Annotated in this window: 13 protein-coding genes; 10 read left to right on the plus strand and 3 right to left on the minus strand. The window is 74.5% G+C overall.

Annotated elements, in window-relative coordinates:
- Nucleotides 1-100 precede the first annotated feature (100 nt).
- The gene (gene ppdK, locus ACQYWQ_RS08000) at nucleotides 101-2,809 is read right to left on the minus strand and encodes a pyruvate, phosphate dikinase (protein WP_431039106.1); all 2,709 of its coding nucleotides are present in this window, start codon (nucleotides 2,807-2,809) and stop codon (nucleotides 101-103) included.
- Between the two features lie 671 nt (nucleotides 2,810-3,480).
- On the opposite strand from ppdK, the gene ACQYWQ_RS08005 reads away from it, so the two are divergent.
- Genes ACQYWQ_RS08005 through ACQYWQ_RS08025 form a run of 5 tightly spaced genes read left to right on the plus strand, consistent with a single transcriptional unit; the run spans nucleotide 3,481 to nucleotide 7,346 of the window.
- Nucleotides 3,481-3,873, plus strand: a complete 393-nt coding sequence (locus ACQYWQ_RS08005; protein WP_431033243.1) for a hypothetical protein — start codon at nucleotides 3,481-3,483, stop codon at nucleotides 3,871-3,873.
- Nucleotides 3,857-4,189, plus strand: coding sequence for a CDGSH iron-sulfur domain-containing protein (locus tag ACQYWQ_RS08010; protein WP_431033245.1), 333 nt, complete (start codon nucleotides 3,857-3,859; stop codon nucleotides 4,187-4,189). Before ACQYWQ_RS08005 ends, ACQYWQ_RS08010 begins: the two co-directional genes overlap by 17 nt.
- Nucleotides 4,186-5,205: an iron-containing redox enzyme family protein gene (locus ACQYWQ_RS08015; RefSeq protein ID WP_431033247.1), complete on the plus strand. Its 1,020-nt coding sequence runs from the start codon at nucleotides 4,186-4,188 to the stop codon at nucleotides 5,203-5,205. Before ACQYWQ_RS08010 ends, ACQYWQ_RS08015 begins: the two co-directional genes overlap by 4 nt.
- A 48-nt stretch (nucleotides 5,206-5,253) precedes the next feature.
- A complete protein-coding gene (locus ACQYWQ_RS08020) occupies nucleotides 5,254-5,709 on the plus strand; it encodes an SRPBCC family protein (protein ID WP_431033249.1) in 456 nt (151 codons plus the stop codon).
- Nucleotides 5,709-7,346 (plus strand): phytoene desaturase family protein, encoded by a 1,638-nt coding sequence (locus ACQYWQ_RS08025; protein ID WP_431033251.1) that lies wholly within the window; start codon nucleotides 5,709-5,711, stop codon nucleotides 7,344-7,346. The genes ACQYWQ_RS08020 and ACQYWQ_RS08025 overlap by 1 nt, the downstream gene beginning before the upstream one ends.
- 61 nt (nucleotides 7,347-7,407) lie before the next feature.
- On the opposite strand, the gene ACQYWQ_RS08030 is transcribed toward ACQYWQ_RS08025, so the two are convergent.
- A complete protein-coding gene (locus ACQYWQ_RS08030; protein WP_431033253.1) occupies nucleotides 7,408-8,622 on the minus strand; it encodes an ROK family protein in 1,215 nt (404 codons plus the stop codon).
- A 391-nt stretch (nucleotides 8,623-9,013) separates the two neighbouring features.
- Between ACQYWQ_RS08030 and ACQYWQ_RS08035 the strand changes: the two genes are divergently transcribed.
- The 5 genes from ACQYWQ_RS08035 to ACQYWQ_RS08055 all read left to right on the plus strand — a co-directional run bounded on the left by ACQYWQ_RS08035 (nucleotide 9,014) and on the right by ACQYWQ_RS08055 (nucleotide 14,783).
- Complete coding sequence (locus ACQYWQ_RS08035; RefSeq protein ID WP_431033255.1) at nucleotides 9,014-10,297, plus strand: MGH1-like glycoside hydrolase domain-containing protein; 1,284 nt, start codon at nucleotides 9,014-9,016, stop codon at nucleotides 10,295-10,297.
- A complete protein-coding gene (locus ACQYWQ_RS08040; RefSeq protein WP_431033257.1) occupies nucleotides 10,294-12,240 on the plus strand; it encodes an amylo-alpha-1,6-glucosidase in 1,947 nt (648 codons plus the stop codon). The genes ACQYWQ_RS08035 and ACQYWQ_RS08040 overlap by 4 nt, the downstream gene beginning before the upstream one ends.
- A gap of 200 nt (nucleotides 12,241-12,440) precedes the next feature.
- Nucleotides 12,441-12,800: a DUF4190 domain-containing protein gene (locus ACQYWQ_RS08045; protein WP_431033259.1), complete on the plus strand. Its 360-nt coding sequence runs from the start codon at nucleotides 12,441-12,443 to the stop codon at nucleotides 12,798-12,800.
- 36 nt (nucleotides 12,801-12,836) lie between these two features.
- Nucleotides 12,837-13,541, plus strand: coding sequence for a hypothetical protein (locus ACQYWQ_RS08050; protein WP_431033261.1), 705 nt, complete (start codon nucleotides 12,837-12,839; stop codon nucleotides 13,539-13,541).
- 51 nt (nucleotides 13,542-13,592) lie between these two features.
- Nucleotides 13,593-14,783, plus strand: a complete 1,191-nt coding sequence (locus tag ACQYWQ_RS08055) for a macrolide family glycosyltransferase (RefSeq protein ID WP_431033264.1) — start codon at nucleotides 13,593-13,595, stop codon at nucleotides 14,781-14,783.
- Here the strand turns inward: ACQYWQ_RS08055 and ACQYWQ_RS08060 are convergent.
- The gene (locus tag ACQYWQ_RS08060; protein ID WP_431039107.1) at nucleotides 14,780-15,349 is read right to left on the minus strand and encodes an AraC family transcriptional regulator N-terminal domain-containing protein; all 570 of its coding nucleotides are present in this window, start codon (nucleotides 15,347-15,349) and stop codon (nucleotides 14,780-14,782) included. The genes ACQYWQ_RS08055 and ACQYWQ_RS08060 overlap by 4 nt on opposite strands.
- Nucleotides 15,350-15,559: the final 210 nt, after the last annotated feature.

Below are 15,559 nucleotides of genomic sequence, written 5' to 3' on the forward strand. Positions count from 1 at the left end.
TCCGGGTGCGTCCCGCGCCCCGCCCCGGTGAGGGTGGGACAGGCGGGGGCGGGCGGCCCGGGGCGGGGACCCCGAAGGGGTGGTTCGTGCGGCCGGTGGCTCAGGCCGTCGTGTCGGCCTCCGGCTTGGCGGCGGCGCGGGCAGCCTCCAGGCGGGCGACCGGGATGCGGAAGGGCGAGCAGGAGACGTAGTCGAGGCCGACCTCATGGAAGAAGTGGACCGACTCCGGGTCGCCGCCGTGCTCGCCGCAGACGCCGAGCTTGAGGTCGGGGCGGGTCGCGCGGCCCGCGCGGGCCGCGTCGGCGACGAGTTTGCCGACGCCGTCGCGGTCGATGGTCTCGAAGGGCGAGACCCCGAAGATGCCCTTCTCCAGGTACGCGGTGAAGAAGCTCGCCTCGACGTCGTCGCGCGAGAAGCCCCAGACCGTCTGCGTGAGGTCGTTGGTGCCGAAGGAGAAGAACTGCGCGGCCTCGGCGATCTGCCCGGCGGTGAGCGCGGCGCGCGGCAGCTCGATCATCGTGCCGAGCGAGATGCCGAGGTCGGTACCGGTCCCGGACTCGATCGACGCGATGACCTCCTCGGCCTCCTCGCGGACGAGTTCGAGTTCCTGGACCGTGCCGACGAGCGGGATCATGATCTCGGCGCGCGGGTCGCCGCCGTTCTCGCGGCGGTGCGCGGCCGCCTCGGCGATGGCCCGTACCTGCATCGTGAACAGGCCGGGGATGACGAGGCCGAGGCGTACCCCGCGCAGGCCGAGCATGGGGTTCTGCTCGTGGAGGCGGTGGACGGCCTGGAGGAGGCGCAGGTCATTCTCGTTGGCGTCCTCGCGGGACTCGGCGAGCGCGACCCGTACGGACAACTCCGTGATGTCCGGCAGGAATTCGTGCAGGGGCGGGTCCAGGAGGCGGACGGTGACGGGGAGTCCGTCCATCGCCTCGAACAGCTCGATGAAGTCCTGCTTCTGGAGCGGGAGCAGTTCCCTGAGCGCCGCCTCGCGCTCCTTGTCGGTGTCGGCGAGGATCAACGACTCGACGAGGGTGCGGCGTTCGCCGAGGAACATGTGCTCGGTGCGGCACAGACCGATGCCCTGGGCGCCGAAGCGGCGGGCACGCAGCGCGTCGGTGGCGTTGTCGGCGTTGGCGCGCACGCGCAGGCGGCGGGTGCGGTCGGCGTAGGCCATGACGCGGTGCACGGCGGCGACGAGTTCGTCGGCCTCGTCGGCGCCCGCGTGCATGCGGCCCTCGAAGTACTCGACGACGGGGGACGGTACGACGGGTACTTCGCCGAGGTACACGCGCCCGTTCGAGCCGTCGATCGAGACGAGGTCGCCCTCCTCGACGACCGTGCCCCCGCTCGTCGTGAGACGGCGCCGCTTGGTGTCGACCTCCAGTTCCTCGGCGCCGCACACACAGGTCTTGCCCATGCCGCGCGCGACGACGGCGGCGTGCGAGGTCTTGCCGCCGCGCGAGGTGAGGATGCCTTCGGCGGCGATCATGCCGTCGAGGTCGTCGGGGTTGGTCTCGCGGCGGATGAGGATGACCTTCTCGCCCGAGCGGGACCACTTGACGGCGGTGTACGAGTCGAAGACGGCCTTGCCGACGGCGGCGCCCGGCGAGGCGGCGATGCCGCACGCGACGGCCTCGGCGCTCGCCTTCTCGTCGAAGCGCGGGAACATGAGCTGCGCGAGCTGGTTGCCGTTGACGCGCTGGAGGGCCTCGGCCTCGCTGATGAGGCCCTGGTCGACGAGCTGCGTCGCGATGCGGAAGGCGGCGGCCGCCGTGCGCTTGCCGACGCGGGTCTGGAGCATCCACAGCTTGCCGCGCTCGATCGTGAACTCGATGTCGCACAGGTCCCTGTAGTGGTTCTCCAGGGTCTCCATGATGCGCATCAGCGCGTCGTACGAGGGCTTGTCGATGCCCTCCAGGTCGGCGAGCGGCACGGTGTTGCGGATGCCGGCGACGACGTCCTCGCCCTGCGCGTTCTGCAAGTAGTCGCCGTAGACGCCCTGGTGGCCGCTGGCGGGGTCACGCGTGAAGGCGACGCCGGTGCCGGAGTCGGGGCCGAGGTTGCCGAAGACCATCGAGCAGACGTTGACGGCCGTGCCGAGGTCGTGCGGGATGCGCTCCTGGCGGCGGTAGAGCTTGGCACGGTCCGTGTTCCACGAGTCGAAGACGGCGTGGATGGCCAGGTCCATCTGCTCGCGCGGGTCCTGCGGGAAGGGGCGGCCCGCCTCGCGCTCGACGAGCTTCTTGTAGCTCTTGACGAGCTTCTTGAGGTCGGCGGCGTCGAGGTCGACGTCGGTCGCGGCCTTCTTCGCCCTCTTCGCCGACTCCAGGGCCTCTTCGAAGAGTTCGCCGTCGACGCCGAGGACCGTCTTGCCGAACATCTGGATCAGGCGCCGGTACGAGTCCCAGGCGAAGCGCTCGTCGCCCGCCTGCGCGGCGAGTCCGGGCACGGAGGCGTCCGAGAGGCCGATGTTCAGGACGGTGTCCATCATCCCGGGCATCGAGAACTTCGCGCCGGAGCGGACGGAGACGAGCAGCGGGTCATCGGCCTGGCCGAGCTTCTTGCCCATCGCGGCCTCAAGGGCTTCGAGATGCGCACTGACCTCCTCGCGCAGGGCCGCGGGCTCCTTGCCGCTCTCCAGGTACGTCTTGCACGCCTCCGTGGTGATGGTGAATCCGGGCGGCACGGGCAGGCCCAGGTTCGTCATCTCGGCGAGGTTCGCGCCCTTGCCGCCGAGGAGGTCCTTCAGGTGGCGGTTGCCCTCCGTGAAGTCGTAGACGAATTTCGGCGTCTCCTGCGGCACGCGCGGCGTCTCGGGGGCGGACGCGACGGACGTGCCCGCACCGGAACGGCCTGCGGCCTCGGGGTGCTGCTGCTGTGTGGACGACACGGGACTGACTCCTCGCGGCTGACTGCCCTGACGGCGAGGAACATACCCAGATCCAAGGCGGTCCGGCACCTGGACCTGGGGGTCATGCGGGCACAACGCGCCGCCTGCCAGGAGATCGAAAGTGTCGGCGGGGGCAGGGGCGGGACGGCACGCACTTCAAGCCCTGAAAACGGAAGATGTAATTCCGGTAAATTCCGCTCAAGTGAGCGGGGGCTGTCGTCATATGCGTTCACCTCCTGAAGCCATCTCTCCTGGCACAGGGTGCCATTCTTCGGGAGCCGAAAACCCCCCTCTGACGCTCATTTGAGTTAAACCCCTCTCAAGCGTGGCGCGAATCACGCGGAATACGGGGCTCGGAGGGCCCTCATGCGGACGGATGTACGAAAGAAGAGGGCGGCGGTGCGGGTCGCGAGTGGCGCGGCGGGCCGTGAACGACATCGAGTGCCGGGAAACGGACCGCGGACGGCCCCGGAGGCGTCGCCGATCACGGAGAGTCGCGATCTGCGGGCCGGGTGGCGGGAAGCTGCCGGGGCACGGAGGCTGGAGCGGTGGTGGCGAAGGTCCACTCCCCGGAGGTACGCGTGATGGCGGTTGCTCCTCCCTTCCCCGACCGGCTCGCCTTCCCCGACCGGCTCGCCTTCCCCGACCGGCTCGGCCTCCCCCCAGGCGGCGGGGCGCCCGCCCTGCTCGCCGCGCGACGCGGTGCGCGGGTCCCTGGGACGGGCACGCCCTGGCGGGCGGTGGTCGCCGCACGGGTCGACGCGGTAGGCACCGGGCACTGGGGCAGCGCCCGCGCGGGCGACGTCCTCCCGCCGCGCGGGAAGGTCACCGAGCGGTGCGGCGTGCGGCCCGGCCCGGCGACCCGCGCCCGGCGCGCATGGCCGCGCGCGGCGGTCCTCCCGCGCGCGGGAGGACCGCTCCTCGGCGCGGGGGCGAGGACGGAGGGACGGGTGGTGCACCGTGCCGCACGCGCGTGAGCAGCGGCCGGGGAACGAGTCCGGGCGGCCCCGCAGGATCGTCGTGGACCGTGAGGGACCGCTGCTGGTCGAAGGTCCCGTGGAAGTGGTCGCGGACGACGGCACGGTGTCGGTCTCGGACCGCTTCGTCGTCGCGGTCTGCACGTGCCGCCGCAGCCGTACGTACCCGTGGTGCGACACGAGCCACCGGGCACACCGCCGCCCCGCGCGCCGCGGGACCGGGCCCGCGGCCCCGGAGGACCCGGGGGCCGGGAGCGACGAGGACGACAAGGGCGACGCCACGAAGAAGCACGCGAAGGAGGCGGGAGGGACATGACCGCGCTCGCCGACCGCGCCACCCGTACGGGCCCCCCGCTCCCGCTCGCCCGCGGCCCCCTCTCGGCACGGGTCCGCGCCGCGCTCGCCGCGCCCGCGGCGACGGTCCTGGACACGGCGGGCGTCGCGGCGGCCGACCCGTACGGCGAGGACCTGCACCTCGCGCTCCACACGCTCCACGAGCTGCACTACCGGGGCTTCGCGGGGGTGCCCGACGAGCGCGAGTGGGACCCCGCCCTGATGCCGCTGCGGCAGGCCCTGGAGGAACGCTTCCTCGGCGCCCTGCGCGCCGACGTGCCCGTCGGGCGCACCGTGGACGAGACCTTCGCCGAACTGCTCGTCGAGCCCGCCGACCACACGGGCAGCGTCGCGTACCACCTCGAACACGCGGGCACCTGCGAGCAGTTGCGCGAGTACGCGATACTGCGCTCGCTCTACCACCTCAAGGAGGGCGACCCGCACACGTGGGTGATCCCGCGGCTGACCGGGCGCGCCAAAGCGGGCATGGTCGCGGTCCAGTACGACGAGTACGGGGCCGGGCGCGCCGAGGACATGCACGCGCGGCTCTTCGCCGGCCTCATGAAGGACCTGGGGCTGGAGACGCGCTACGGGCACTACGTGGACGCCGCTCCCGCCCCCGCGCTCGCCCTCGTCAACATGATGACGCTCTTCGGCCTGCGCCGTTCCCTGCGCGGCGCGCTCGTCGGCCACTTCGCGGGCGTCGAGGTCACGTCGTCGCCCAGCTCGCGCCGTATCGCCGCGGCGATGCGGCGCACCGGGGCGGGGCCCGCCGCCGTGCGCTTCTACACCGAGCACGTCGAGGCGGACGCGGTGCACGAGCAGGTCGTGCGGCGCGAGGTGATCGGCGGCCTCCTCGCCGAGGAACCGCACCTCGCGGCCGACGTGGCCCTCGGCGCGGAGGCGACGGTCCTGCTGGAGGACCACCTGGCGGCGCACCTGCTGGGGGCGTGGCGCGAGGGCCGTTCGGCGCTCAGGGACGTCCCGGGCGCGCGCTGACGAACCGTACGAGGACGGACGCCGGAACCGAGACGACGGGAGCCCCTCATGGCGGTCAGGCACAAACTCATCGAGCGCCCCAGGGACGAGGTGTGGGCGGTCCTCGCGGACGGCGCGCGCTACGGCGACTGGGTCGTGGGCACCGACAGGTCGTGGGCCGAGGAGGGGGACTGGCCCGAGGCGGGATCGAGCATCGGGTACACCGTGGTGCTCGGCGTCTGGGCGCTGTCGGGGCGCACGTACGTACGGCGCTGCGAGCCCCCCGCGATCCTGGAGCTGGAGGTGGACAGCGGCCGCCTCGGGACCGCCCGCATCGCGCTCGACGTACGGGAGTGGGGCGCGGACACGCTCGTCGTCCTCGACGAGCACCCCCTGCGCGGGGCGGCCGGGCTGCTGCACAACCCGCTCGCGGACGCGCTGAGCCAGCTGCGCAACCGCCTCATGCTGTCGCGGCTCGCGAAGACCGTCGCGGCCGCGTACCCGCGCGCGCAAGGAGCGGGCTGATGCCGGACGCGGTGGTGATCGGCGCCGGGCCCAACGGGCTCGTCGCCGCGAACGTGCTCGCCGACGCCGGGTGGAGCGTGGAGGTCCTGGAGGCGAACGCGGAGCCGGGCGGCGCCGTGCGCTCCGACCGCGCGGTCGATCCCGCCTTCGTCTCCGACCTCGGCAGCTCCTTCTACCCGCTGGCCGCCGCTTCGCCCGTCCTCGCCGGGCTGCGCCTGGAGCGGTACGGGCTGCGCTGGAGCCACGCCCCGCGCGTGCTCGCGCACCCCTTCCCCGACGGGAGCTGCGCCGTCCTGGAGCGGCGGCCCGAGGACACGGCGGCCCGGCTGGAGGCGGCGGCCCCGGGCGACGGCGAGGCGTGGCTCGGCCTGTACCGGACGTGGGAGCGGGTCGGGCCCGGGCTCGTCGGCGCGCTGTTCACCCCGTTCCCGCCGGTGCGCGAGGGCCTGCGGCTCGCGCGCATGGTGCGCGCGGGCGGCGGGCTCAGGCTCGCGCGCTCGCTCGTCCTGCCGGTGCGGCGGCTGGGTGCGGAGGAGTTCCGGGGCGAGGCGGGCCGGGTGCTGCTCGCCGGCAACGCGCTGCACGCCGACCTCGCCCCCGAGGCGGCGGGCAGCGGCGGCTACGGCTGGCTCATGTCGATGCTCGGGCAGACCTACGGCTTCCCCGTCCCCGTGGGCGGGGCGGGCGCGCTCACGGCGGCGCTGGTGCGGCGCCTGGAGGAGCGCGGGGGCGCGGTGCGCTGCGGGGAGCGCGTGACACGGGTGCTCGTGCGCGCCGGGCGGGCCGTGGGGGTGGGCACGGCGGGTGGCGAGACGGTCCCCGCCGGGCGGGCCGTCCTCGCGGACGTGTCGGCACCCGCGCTGTACGGGGAGCTGGTCGGGGCGCGGGACCTGCCTGGCCGGGTCCTCGCCGATCTGGAGAGCTTCCAGTGGGACTTCGCGACGTTCAAGGTCGACTGGGCGCTCGGCGGGCCGGTGCCGTGGAGCGCGGGCGAAGCGGCGGGGGGTGCGGGCACGGTGCACCTGGCGGACGGCGTGGACGGGCTCACGCGCTTCGCGGCGCAGCTCGCCACGGGGCACGTGCCCGACCACCCCTTCCTCCTCTTCGGCCAGATGACCACGGCCGACCCCGCGCGCTCCCCCGCGGGTACGCAGTCGGCCTGGGCCTATACGCATGTCCCGCACACGGTGAAGGGCGACGCGGGCGAAGCGGGCCTGGACGGCCGGTGGACGCCGGGGCAGGCCGAGGAGATGGCGGACAGGATCGAGCGCGAGGTGGAGCGCTGGGCGCCGGGCTTTCGCGCGCGGATCAGGGCCCGCCGCGTCCTCGCCCCGCCCACGCTCCAGGCGCTCGACGCGAACCTGCGGGGCGGCGCGATCAACGGCGGTACGGCGGCGCTCCACCAGGAACTCTTCTTCCGCCCGCTGCCGGGCAGCGGGCGCCCCGAGACCCCGGTCAAGGGCCTCTATCTCGCCTCGGCCTCCGCGCACCCCGGCGGCGGTGTCCACGGCGCGCCCGGCGCGAACGCGGCACGCGCCGCGGTGCGGGGGCACTTCCCGCCCAAGGTCCTGAGCCGCCTCCAGCGGCACTTGGCACGGCGGGACAGGGAGGGGTCGTGGGAGGGGCGCGGGGAGTGAGCGGGGCGCGGGCGGGCGGGCCGCCGGGGCCCGTACGGACGGCCTCCGCCGCGCGTACGTCCTACACGCCCAGTGCCGTCAGGCGTTCCTCCGCCCTTCCCGGGGCGTAGAGGTGTTCCACCACGAGGTGGGCCGCGCCGACGAGGGCCGCGCGGTCGCCGAGGCGTGAGGTGACGACGTCGAGGTGCGCGGTGCAGCGGGGCAGGGCGCGCTGGTAGAGGAGTTCGCGGACGCCGGTGAGGAAGGGGGTGCCGGCGAGGTCTCCGGCGATCATGAGGACGCCGGGGTTGAGGAGGGTCACGACGGTCGCGAGGACCTCGCCGACCTGGCGGCCCGCCTGGCGGGCCAGCCCGGCGGCCTCGGGGTGGCCGTCGGCGAGGAGGGCGCGCACGTCGGACCCCGAGGCGGCGGGGACGCCGGCTGCCCGGAGTCTCGCGGCCAGGGCGCGGCCGCTCGCGACGGCGGCGAGGCAGCCCTGCGCGCCGCACATGCAGTCGAGCCCTTCGCCCGCGGGCACCCTGATGTGCCCGATGTCACCCGCGCCCCCGTCCACGCCCCGGTACACGGTGCCGTCCACGACGACCCCGGCGCCTATCCCCGTGGACACCTTGACGAGGGCGAAGGCGCGGCACTCCGGCCAGCCGGTGCGCTGTTCCCCGTACGCCATGAGGTTGGCGTCGTTCTCGACGAGTACGGGGACGGGCGCGCCGGTGCCCCCCGCGTCCCCGCCCGCCTCGGCGAAGGCGCGGGCGAGGCGGCCGCCGAGGTCGAAGCCGCCCCAGCCGGGCATGATCGGCGGGTCGACGAGGGTGCCGCTCGCGCTGTCCACGGGCCCCGGCACGGCGAGGCCGATGCCGCACACCGAGGCGGGTGCGAGTCCCGCGTCCTTGAGGAGGCGGGCGAAGCGGGCGCCGAGTTCGCCGAGGACGTGTTCGGGTCCGTCCGAGAGGAGGAGCGGCCAGCTTGTCTCGGCGAGGACGTCCCCCGTGAGGCTGAGCACGGCGGCGCGGGAGTGACGGGTCTCCAGGTCGGCGGCGAGGACGATCGCGTGCCTGTCGTCGAACTCCAGACGGACCGAGGGGCGTCCCCCCTGCGGTGAGGGCGCGCTCGGCGCGGCGTCGCCCTCGCGGAGCCATCCGGCGCGGAAGAGCCGGTCGAGGCGTTGCCCGACGGTCGCGCGCGAGAGCCCGGTGACGCGCTGGAGGTCCCCACGGGTCGTGGCGGAGCCCGTACGCACCAACTGGAGCAGATCCCCCGCGCTCGCCTGGTTAGCCACCGTGCCCTACCCCCTTGCGTTCGCCGAGTTCGCATTACACAGTAAGTTCTGCGTGTTAAATAGACGTAACCCTACGGTACCCGGTACCGCGGGCCCGGGCCGTCGTGTGCCCGGACTGTCCCAGGACCTCCCCGGGGAGCGCTACGTGGAACCCACATCCCGAGTCACCAGCCGTCCCGGCCGTATCACGCGGCAGGCAGGGCCCGTTGAGCTTCCCCACCAGGGTGCGCCCGGTCCCACGACGGCCGCTCCCCCGGGTTCCGCCCCTCCCGCGCACTCCGCCGCGCCCCTCGTGCCCGCGCCGCGGATCGCATCCCATCCGCGTCCTCGTACGGGTGAATCCCCGCTTCGTCCGCGTGAGCTGCGCCACCTGTGGCGCGGCGCGGCCGCCGTGCTCGAAGCGAACCGGACGGGCGCGTCGACCGTGCCCTCGCGCGCGCTGTACCCGCACCAGTGGTCCTGGGACTCGGCCTTCATCGCGATCGGCCTGCGGCGGCTCGACCCGGCCCGAGCGCGCCGCGAGATCGAGACCCTGTTCGCCGCGCAGTGGGCGGACGGGCGCGTGCCGCACATCGTCTTCAACCCGGCGGTCCCGCTCGACGCGTACTTCCCGAGCCCGGACTTCTGGCGCTCCTCGCGCGCGCGGCAGGCGCCCCGGGCCCCGGAGACCTCGGGGATCGTGCAGCCTCCCGTGCACGCGCTCGCGGTGTGGCTCGTGCACCGCGCGGCCCCGCGCGAGCCCGCCTCCCTGGCCTTCCTCGCGCGGATGTACCCGCGCCTCGTGGCCTGGCACGACTACCTCGCCGGGTCCCGCGACCTGGGCGGCGCGGGACTCGCCGCGCTCCTCCATCCGTGGGAATCGGGCATGGACAACAGCCCGTGCTGGGACGCGCCCCTCGCACGCGTCGTCCCGGCCCCGCCCGACGCGTACCGGCGCGCCGACCTCGACCACGGCAGCCCGGAGGACCGGCCGACGGACCTGGACTACGGGCGGTACGTGCGGCTCGCCGCGGCCTACAGGGACAGCGGTTACGCCGACCGGGCGGAGCGGCCCGACGGGGCGCGGTTCGCGGTCGAGGACCCGGGCTTCAACGCGCTCCTCATCGCCTCGGAGTACGCGCTCGCCGCGATCGGGGCGGAGCTGGGCGAGGACCCGGGCCCGCGCACCCGGCGGGCGCGGCGGCTCACGGAGGCCCTGGTCGAGCGGCTGTGGGAGCCGGGGGCCGGGCTGTTCCTGAGCCGCGACCTGGAGGGAAAGGGGGCGGAGCCGCCCGAGCACGGAGCCGCGGGGCTGCTCCCGCTGCTGCTGCCCTGGCTGCCCGAGGGCATCGCCTGGGCACTGCGGGCGACGCTGCGCGGGCCGCGCTTCGGACTCGGCACACGCAGCCTGCTCGTACCGAGCCACGACCTGACGTCACCCGTGCACGACCCGCGTCGTTACTGGCGTGGGCCCGCCTGGTTCAACGTCAACTGGCTGCTGCTGCGCGGGCTCAGGCAGCACGGCGACCCGAGCGGTGCGGCGGCGCTGCGGGACGCGTTCCTCCGGACGGCGGGGGCGACGGCGTTCGCCGAGTACGTCGATCCGGCCACGGGGCGGGGGCTCGGGGCGCGCGAGTTCGGCTGGACGGCCGCGCTCTGCCTCGACCTGCTGGCCGAGGAAGGGGTTGGGGAGTGACCAGGGAAGACACCGGCAGGCGGACGCTCGTGCACGGGGCGAGCTTCGCCGCCGTCGACGCGGCGGGGGACATCACGGGGGCGCGGGGCACGGCGCCCGACGGGCTCTTCGTACGGGACGCCCGGCACCTGAGCCGCTGGCAGCTCACGGTGGACGGGCGGGTGCCGCAGGTGCTCGCCCCGGCCGCGGGCAGCGGGACGCTGCGCAGTGTGCTGAGCCCGCACGGGAGCCGCACCGAGCCGCCCGCGTGCACGCTCTTTCGCGAACAGGCCGTCGTGGACGGCTCGTTCGTGGAGACGGTACGGGTCCTGAGCAACCGCCAGGGCCCGCTCACTGTGCGGCTCGCGCTCACCGTGGACGCGGATTTCAGCGACCAGTTCGAGCTGCGCGCCGACCACCGCACGTACAGCAAACCCGGGGCGGTACGGGGCAGGGAGCTGACCGAGGACGGGGCGCTGGAGTTCCGGTACCGGCGCGGCGACTGGCAGGCCCGTACCGCCGTGACCGCCGAACCGGCCCCCGACGCCGTCGAGGAGACGGGCACGGGGGCGCGGCGGCTCGTGTGGCAGCTGGAGTGCGAGCCGGGCGGCGGCAGCGAAGTGACCTTGATCGTACGGGCCTTGGGGAACGGTGGCCCCGCGCCGCTCGTCGTGCCCGATTCGCCGCGCGAGGCGGCGCGGCTGCTCGCCGAGGAGGCGGCGGACTACGCGGAGGGCGTGGCGCTCGCCGCGGGCTGGCCCGAGCTGGGCGCCGCGTGCACGCGGGGGCTCGCCGATCTCGCCGCGCTCCGGGTCCCGGCGGCAGGCCCGGACGGGGAGCCGTTGCGGGTCCCGGCCGCAGGAGCCCCCTGGTTCCAGACGCTGCTGGGCCGCGACGCGCTCTTCACCTCGCTCTTCCTCCTCCCGTACCGCCCCGAACCGGCCGCCGCGACGCTCGCCGCGCTCGCCGCCGCGCAGGCCACCGAGGAGACGGCGGCGCGCGTCGCGCAGCCGGGGAAGATCGTCCACGAGGTGCGGGACGGCGAACTCGCCCACTTCGGGCAGGTCCCCTTCGGCCGCTACTACGGCTCGGTCGACGCGACGCCGCTCTTCCTCGTCCTGCTCGGCGCGTACACCGAGCGGACCGGCGACAAGACGCCCGCGCGGCGCCTGGAGAAGCACGCGCGCGCCGCCGTGACGTGGATGCTCGACCACGGCGGGCTCACCTCGCGCGGCTACCTCGTGCACCGCGCCGATGAGGGCGGGCTCGCGCACCAGAACTGGCGCGACACGCCGGGCGCCCTCTGCGCCGCCGACGGGACACGCCCGAGCGGCCCGGTCCTGACGGCGGGCACGCAGGGGTACGCGTACGACGCCCTGCGCCGTACCGCGCAGCTGTCCCGGCAGGTGTGGGACGACCAGGTGTACGCGGACCTGCTCGACCAGGCGGCGACCGACCTGCGCGACCGCTTCCAGCGCGACTTCTGGATGCCCGAGCACTCCTTCCCCGCGCTCGCGCTCGACGAGGACGGCCGCCGTCTCGACGCGCTCGCTTCGGACGCGGGGCACCTGCTGTGGTCGGGGCTGCTCGACAAGGAGTGGGGCGAGTCGGTGGGCCGCCGCCTGCTCGCCCCCGACTTCTTCTCCGGCTGGGGCGTCCGCACCCTGGCCGCCGGGCAGCCCGCCTACCACCCGCTCGCCTACCACCGCGGCGCGGTCTGGCCGCACGACAACGCCCTGCTCACGCTCGGCCTCGCCCGCTACGGCCTCCATGACGAGGCCCTCCGCATCGCCCACGCCCTCACCGAGGCCGCCTCCCCCGAGGACCACCGCCTTCCGGAGGTCCTCGCGGGCTACGAGCGCGCCCGGCACCCGCTGCCGGTGGCGGCACCGTACGCGTGCGTGCGCGAGTCCCGCTCGGCGGCGACCCCGCTGGCGCTCCTGACGGCGGTGAGCGGGGGGTAGCGAGGAGCCGGGGAAGGGGGCTGCGGGGGATGTGGGCTACGGGGGAAGGGGGCTGCGGGGGACGGGAGTTGCGGGTGTGCGGGAGGGCGCGCGCGGGAGTCCCCCGGCCGGCGGGAGTGCGCCCGCCGCGCACCTCCCCGGGCTGAGCGGGGGGCAGCGTTCCCGGCGCGTGTTCCGTCATCGCGGCTAGGATTCCCGCCGTGACTGACAGGGGAGAGCAGGTACGGACGCAGCCGGAGAATCGGGCCGCCGTGATCAGCATGGGCGCCGCGCTGACGGCGGCCATCGTGGCGAGCGGCAGTCTGTGGGCGACGCCAGTGGCTTTCTACACGCCCGCGACGATCGGCTGGTTCGTGCTGGTGGAGTCGGTCTCGCTGACCGCGATCGTCTCGGGCCACGTGGCCCGACGACGGGCCACGCGCGAGCGGCTGCCCGGCCGGTGGGGGGCACTCGCCTCGATCGTGACGGGCTGGGTGTGCGCGCTGTACGCCGGTCTTGTCACGCTGGTGGCCGTCGGGGTGCTCGCCGGTATCGCCCTGCTCCACGGGGCTGTGAACTGAGCGCTCCGCTGGTGCGGGGCCGGGGAGGAGACCAGAGTGTTCGGCAAGAAGAAGACGGACCCGCCGGTCGTCCCGGTGCGCTGGGACACCGAGGGCGGTTTCGTGGTCGGCGAGGTGGTGCGCCTGTCCGCCCGCCGGAAGAAGGGGCTGGTCGGGCGCCGTGCGGTGCGTATGCCGGTGACCCTCGACGGGGAGCGCTACTTCGCCCCCGCCGCGTTCGTCGTACAGCGGGACCCGGAGGCCCGCTCGTACGAGCTGCACGACGCCACGGAGGCCGAAGGACCGCTGTGCACCGTCGAGCCCGCGAGCGGTGGCAGGGGCGGCGAGCGCTATCAGGTGCGGGACCGGGCCGGGCAGGAACTGGGAACGGTGTTCCGCACCCCGGCGGCCAAGCGCGCGGTGCAGCACGGCTGGTGGCTGCGGCAGCCGGGGCATCCCGACGTCATAGCCCGCTACCACTGGGCCAAGGGCACCGCCCGGGAGATCGCGGGCCGCGGGGCGGACGCCGCGGTGCGGGGTGCGGGCTCGCTCGCGGGCAGTTTCGTCGACTCCCTGGTCTACGGAGACTCGGCGGGCCCCAGGGACAGCTCCGCGGCCCCGGCGAAGCCCGTCACCTGGCGTGCGGACGACGAGGTCGCTTTGACAGCCGGGCACACGCAGGGCCTCAGGATCTATGTGCCGCGGGCGAGTTGGCTGGATCGTCGGCTGGCGTTCGCCCTGGCGGTCCTGCGGCAGGAATAGCCCCCACCCGCCCCGCGGTCAGGGCTGCTCGGCAGCACACGAACTACGCTGATGCGCATGCCAGTTACCCCTTCCCACATCGCGATGGTGTGCGCGCCGCTCGTCAGCCATATGCGGCCGAGCCTCGACATCGTCCGCGAGCTGGTCGCCCGCGGTCATCGGGTGACGTACGCGACCGATCCCGCCGTCGCTCATCTCGTCGAGCCGACCGGGGCCCAACTCGTGCCCGTCACCACGGTGTTGCCGCACACCGACCACGAGTGGCCCGAGGACCCCATCGGCGCGATGGGGCTCTTCCTGGACGACGGCGTCCAGTCGCTGCCGCAGCTCCGCGCCGCGTACGAGAGCGATCCGGCCGATCTGTACCTCTACGACATCGGCGCCTACCACGCCCGCGCGCTCGCCGAGGCGCAGGGTAGGCCGCTCGTGCAGCTCTCGCCCGCGTTCGTCGGGTGGGAGGGGTACGCGGAGGAAGTCGGCGCGCACATCAAGGCGTTGCCCGGTGCGGACGCGTACCAGGCGCGCTTCTCCGAGTGGCTCGCGGAGTGCGGGGCGACGACGGGGGACGTCGACGCGTTCATGGGGCCGCCCGCGCGGTCGCTGGCCCTCGTGCCGCGCGTGATGCAGCCGCACGCGGACCGGGTGGACACGGATGTCGTGACGTTCGTGGGGCCGTGTTTCGACGCGGCCGAGGAGACGTGGGAGCGGCCCGCGGACGCCGAGCGCGTCCTGCTCGTCTCGCTCGGCTCCGCGTACACGCGGCAGCCCGCCTTCTACCGTGCGTGCGTCGGGGCCTTCGGCGAGCTGCCGGGGTGGCACGTGGTCCTCCAGATCGGCACGTACGTCGATCCGGCCGAACTCGGCCCCGTACCAGGGAACGTCGAGGTCCACTCCTGGGTCCCGCAGCGCGCGATCCTCGCCCGGTCGGACGCCTTCGTGACGCATGCGGGCATGGGCGGCTGCGGCGAAGCGCTGCTCGCGGGCGTTCCGATGATCGCCGTCCCGCAGGCCGTCGACCAGTTCGCGAACGCGGACCGCCTCGTCGAACTCGGCATCGCCCGCCGGATCGACACGGCGGAGGCGACGGCCGAACGGCTGCGGGAAGCGCTGCTCGCGCTCGTCAACGACCCGGAGGTCGCGGTGCGTTCGGCCCGTATTCGGGAGGGGTGCCGTACGGAGGGCGGGACTTCGCGGGCCGCCGACCTCATCGAGGCGGAACTGGCGCGGAGTTCGGGGCGCTAGGGGACCACAAGAGCGTGGCACGCTGCCCCGCCCGGGCCGGGCCTTCGTGTCCGTGCCGGGCGGGGTGCCGAAGAGGCGGCGGTACGCGCGGCCGAACGGCGAGGGGCCCTCGTAGCCGACGGCCCGGCCGACGCCGGTGATGTCCGGGGTGCGGGACACGAGCAGGAGTCCCGCTTCCTGGGGACGGATGGCCTTCCGAAGGCGGATGGTTCTTCCGGAACCGGACGGGGCTCGTGCCGGTCACCACGAGGACGTCGCGGTGGAACGCCCAGCCGCTCATGCCCGCGAGGGAAGCGAGGTCCTCGACGCGGAAGGACTCCGCGTAGTGCTCCTCGGACGGCGGGGCCCTGTTCGCCGCGCAGGAGGTGCCACGGGGCCTCCCGTTCGGCCATCGGGGCGAGGATCTCGCGGTCGGCGGGCGGGCCGAGGAGCCGCAGGAGCCGCAGAGGGCGTCCAGGAGTCCCACCGGGGCCCGCGTGACCGCGATACCGGGCGGGGCGGGGCGCGGCAGGGCGGGCAGGCCGCGGACTCGGCCTTGGGGAGGAGCGCCGCGATCTCGGCGGGATCGCGGGTCATCCCGATGCCGGACGTGGGTGCTCCCCTGTCGAGGGCGTCGCCGGTGAGGGGGAGGCCGACGGACGGGACGAGGTACTCGCCGGGGTCATACGCGCAGAGCCGCTCCTCCGGGGCGAGCCGCTCCTCCGGGGCGAGCCGCTCGCCGCTCCGGGCGAGGACGGCGACGATCATGCCGGTGTCAGCGGGCTCGCCGATACGTC

The organism is Streptomyces sp. P6-2-1 (assembly GCF_050613165.1).
Classification (GTDB): Bacteria; Actinomycetota; Actinomycetes; order Streptomycetales; family Streptomycetaceae; genus Streptomyces.

Coding starts and splice junctions, on each gene's coding strand:
- ACQYWQ_RS08055 (WP_431033264.1), top strand. CDS start 13,593: ATGCGCATGCCAGTTACCCCTTCCCACATCGCGATGGTGTGCGCGCCG.
- ACQYWQ_RS08005 (WP_431033243.1), top strand. CDS start 3,481: ATGGCGGTTGCTCCTCCCTTCCCCGACCGGCTCGCCTTCCCCGACCGG.
- ACQYWQ_RS08015 (WP_431033247.1), top strand. CDS start 4,186: ATGACCGCGCTCGCCGACCGCGCCACCCGTACGGGCCCCCCGCTCCCG.
- ACQYWQ_RS08025 (WP_431033251.1), top strand. CDS start 5,709: ATGCCGGACGCGGTGGTGATCGGCGCCGGGCCCAACGGGCTCGTCGCC.
- ACQYWQ_RS08020 (WP_431033249.1), top strand. CDS start 5,254: ATGGCGGTCAGGCACAAACTCATCGAGCGCCCCAGGGACGAGGTGTGG.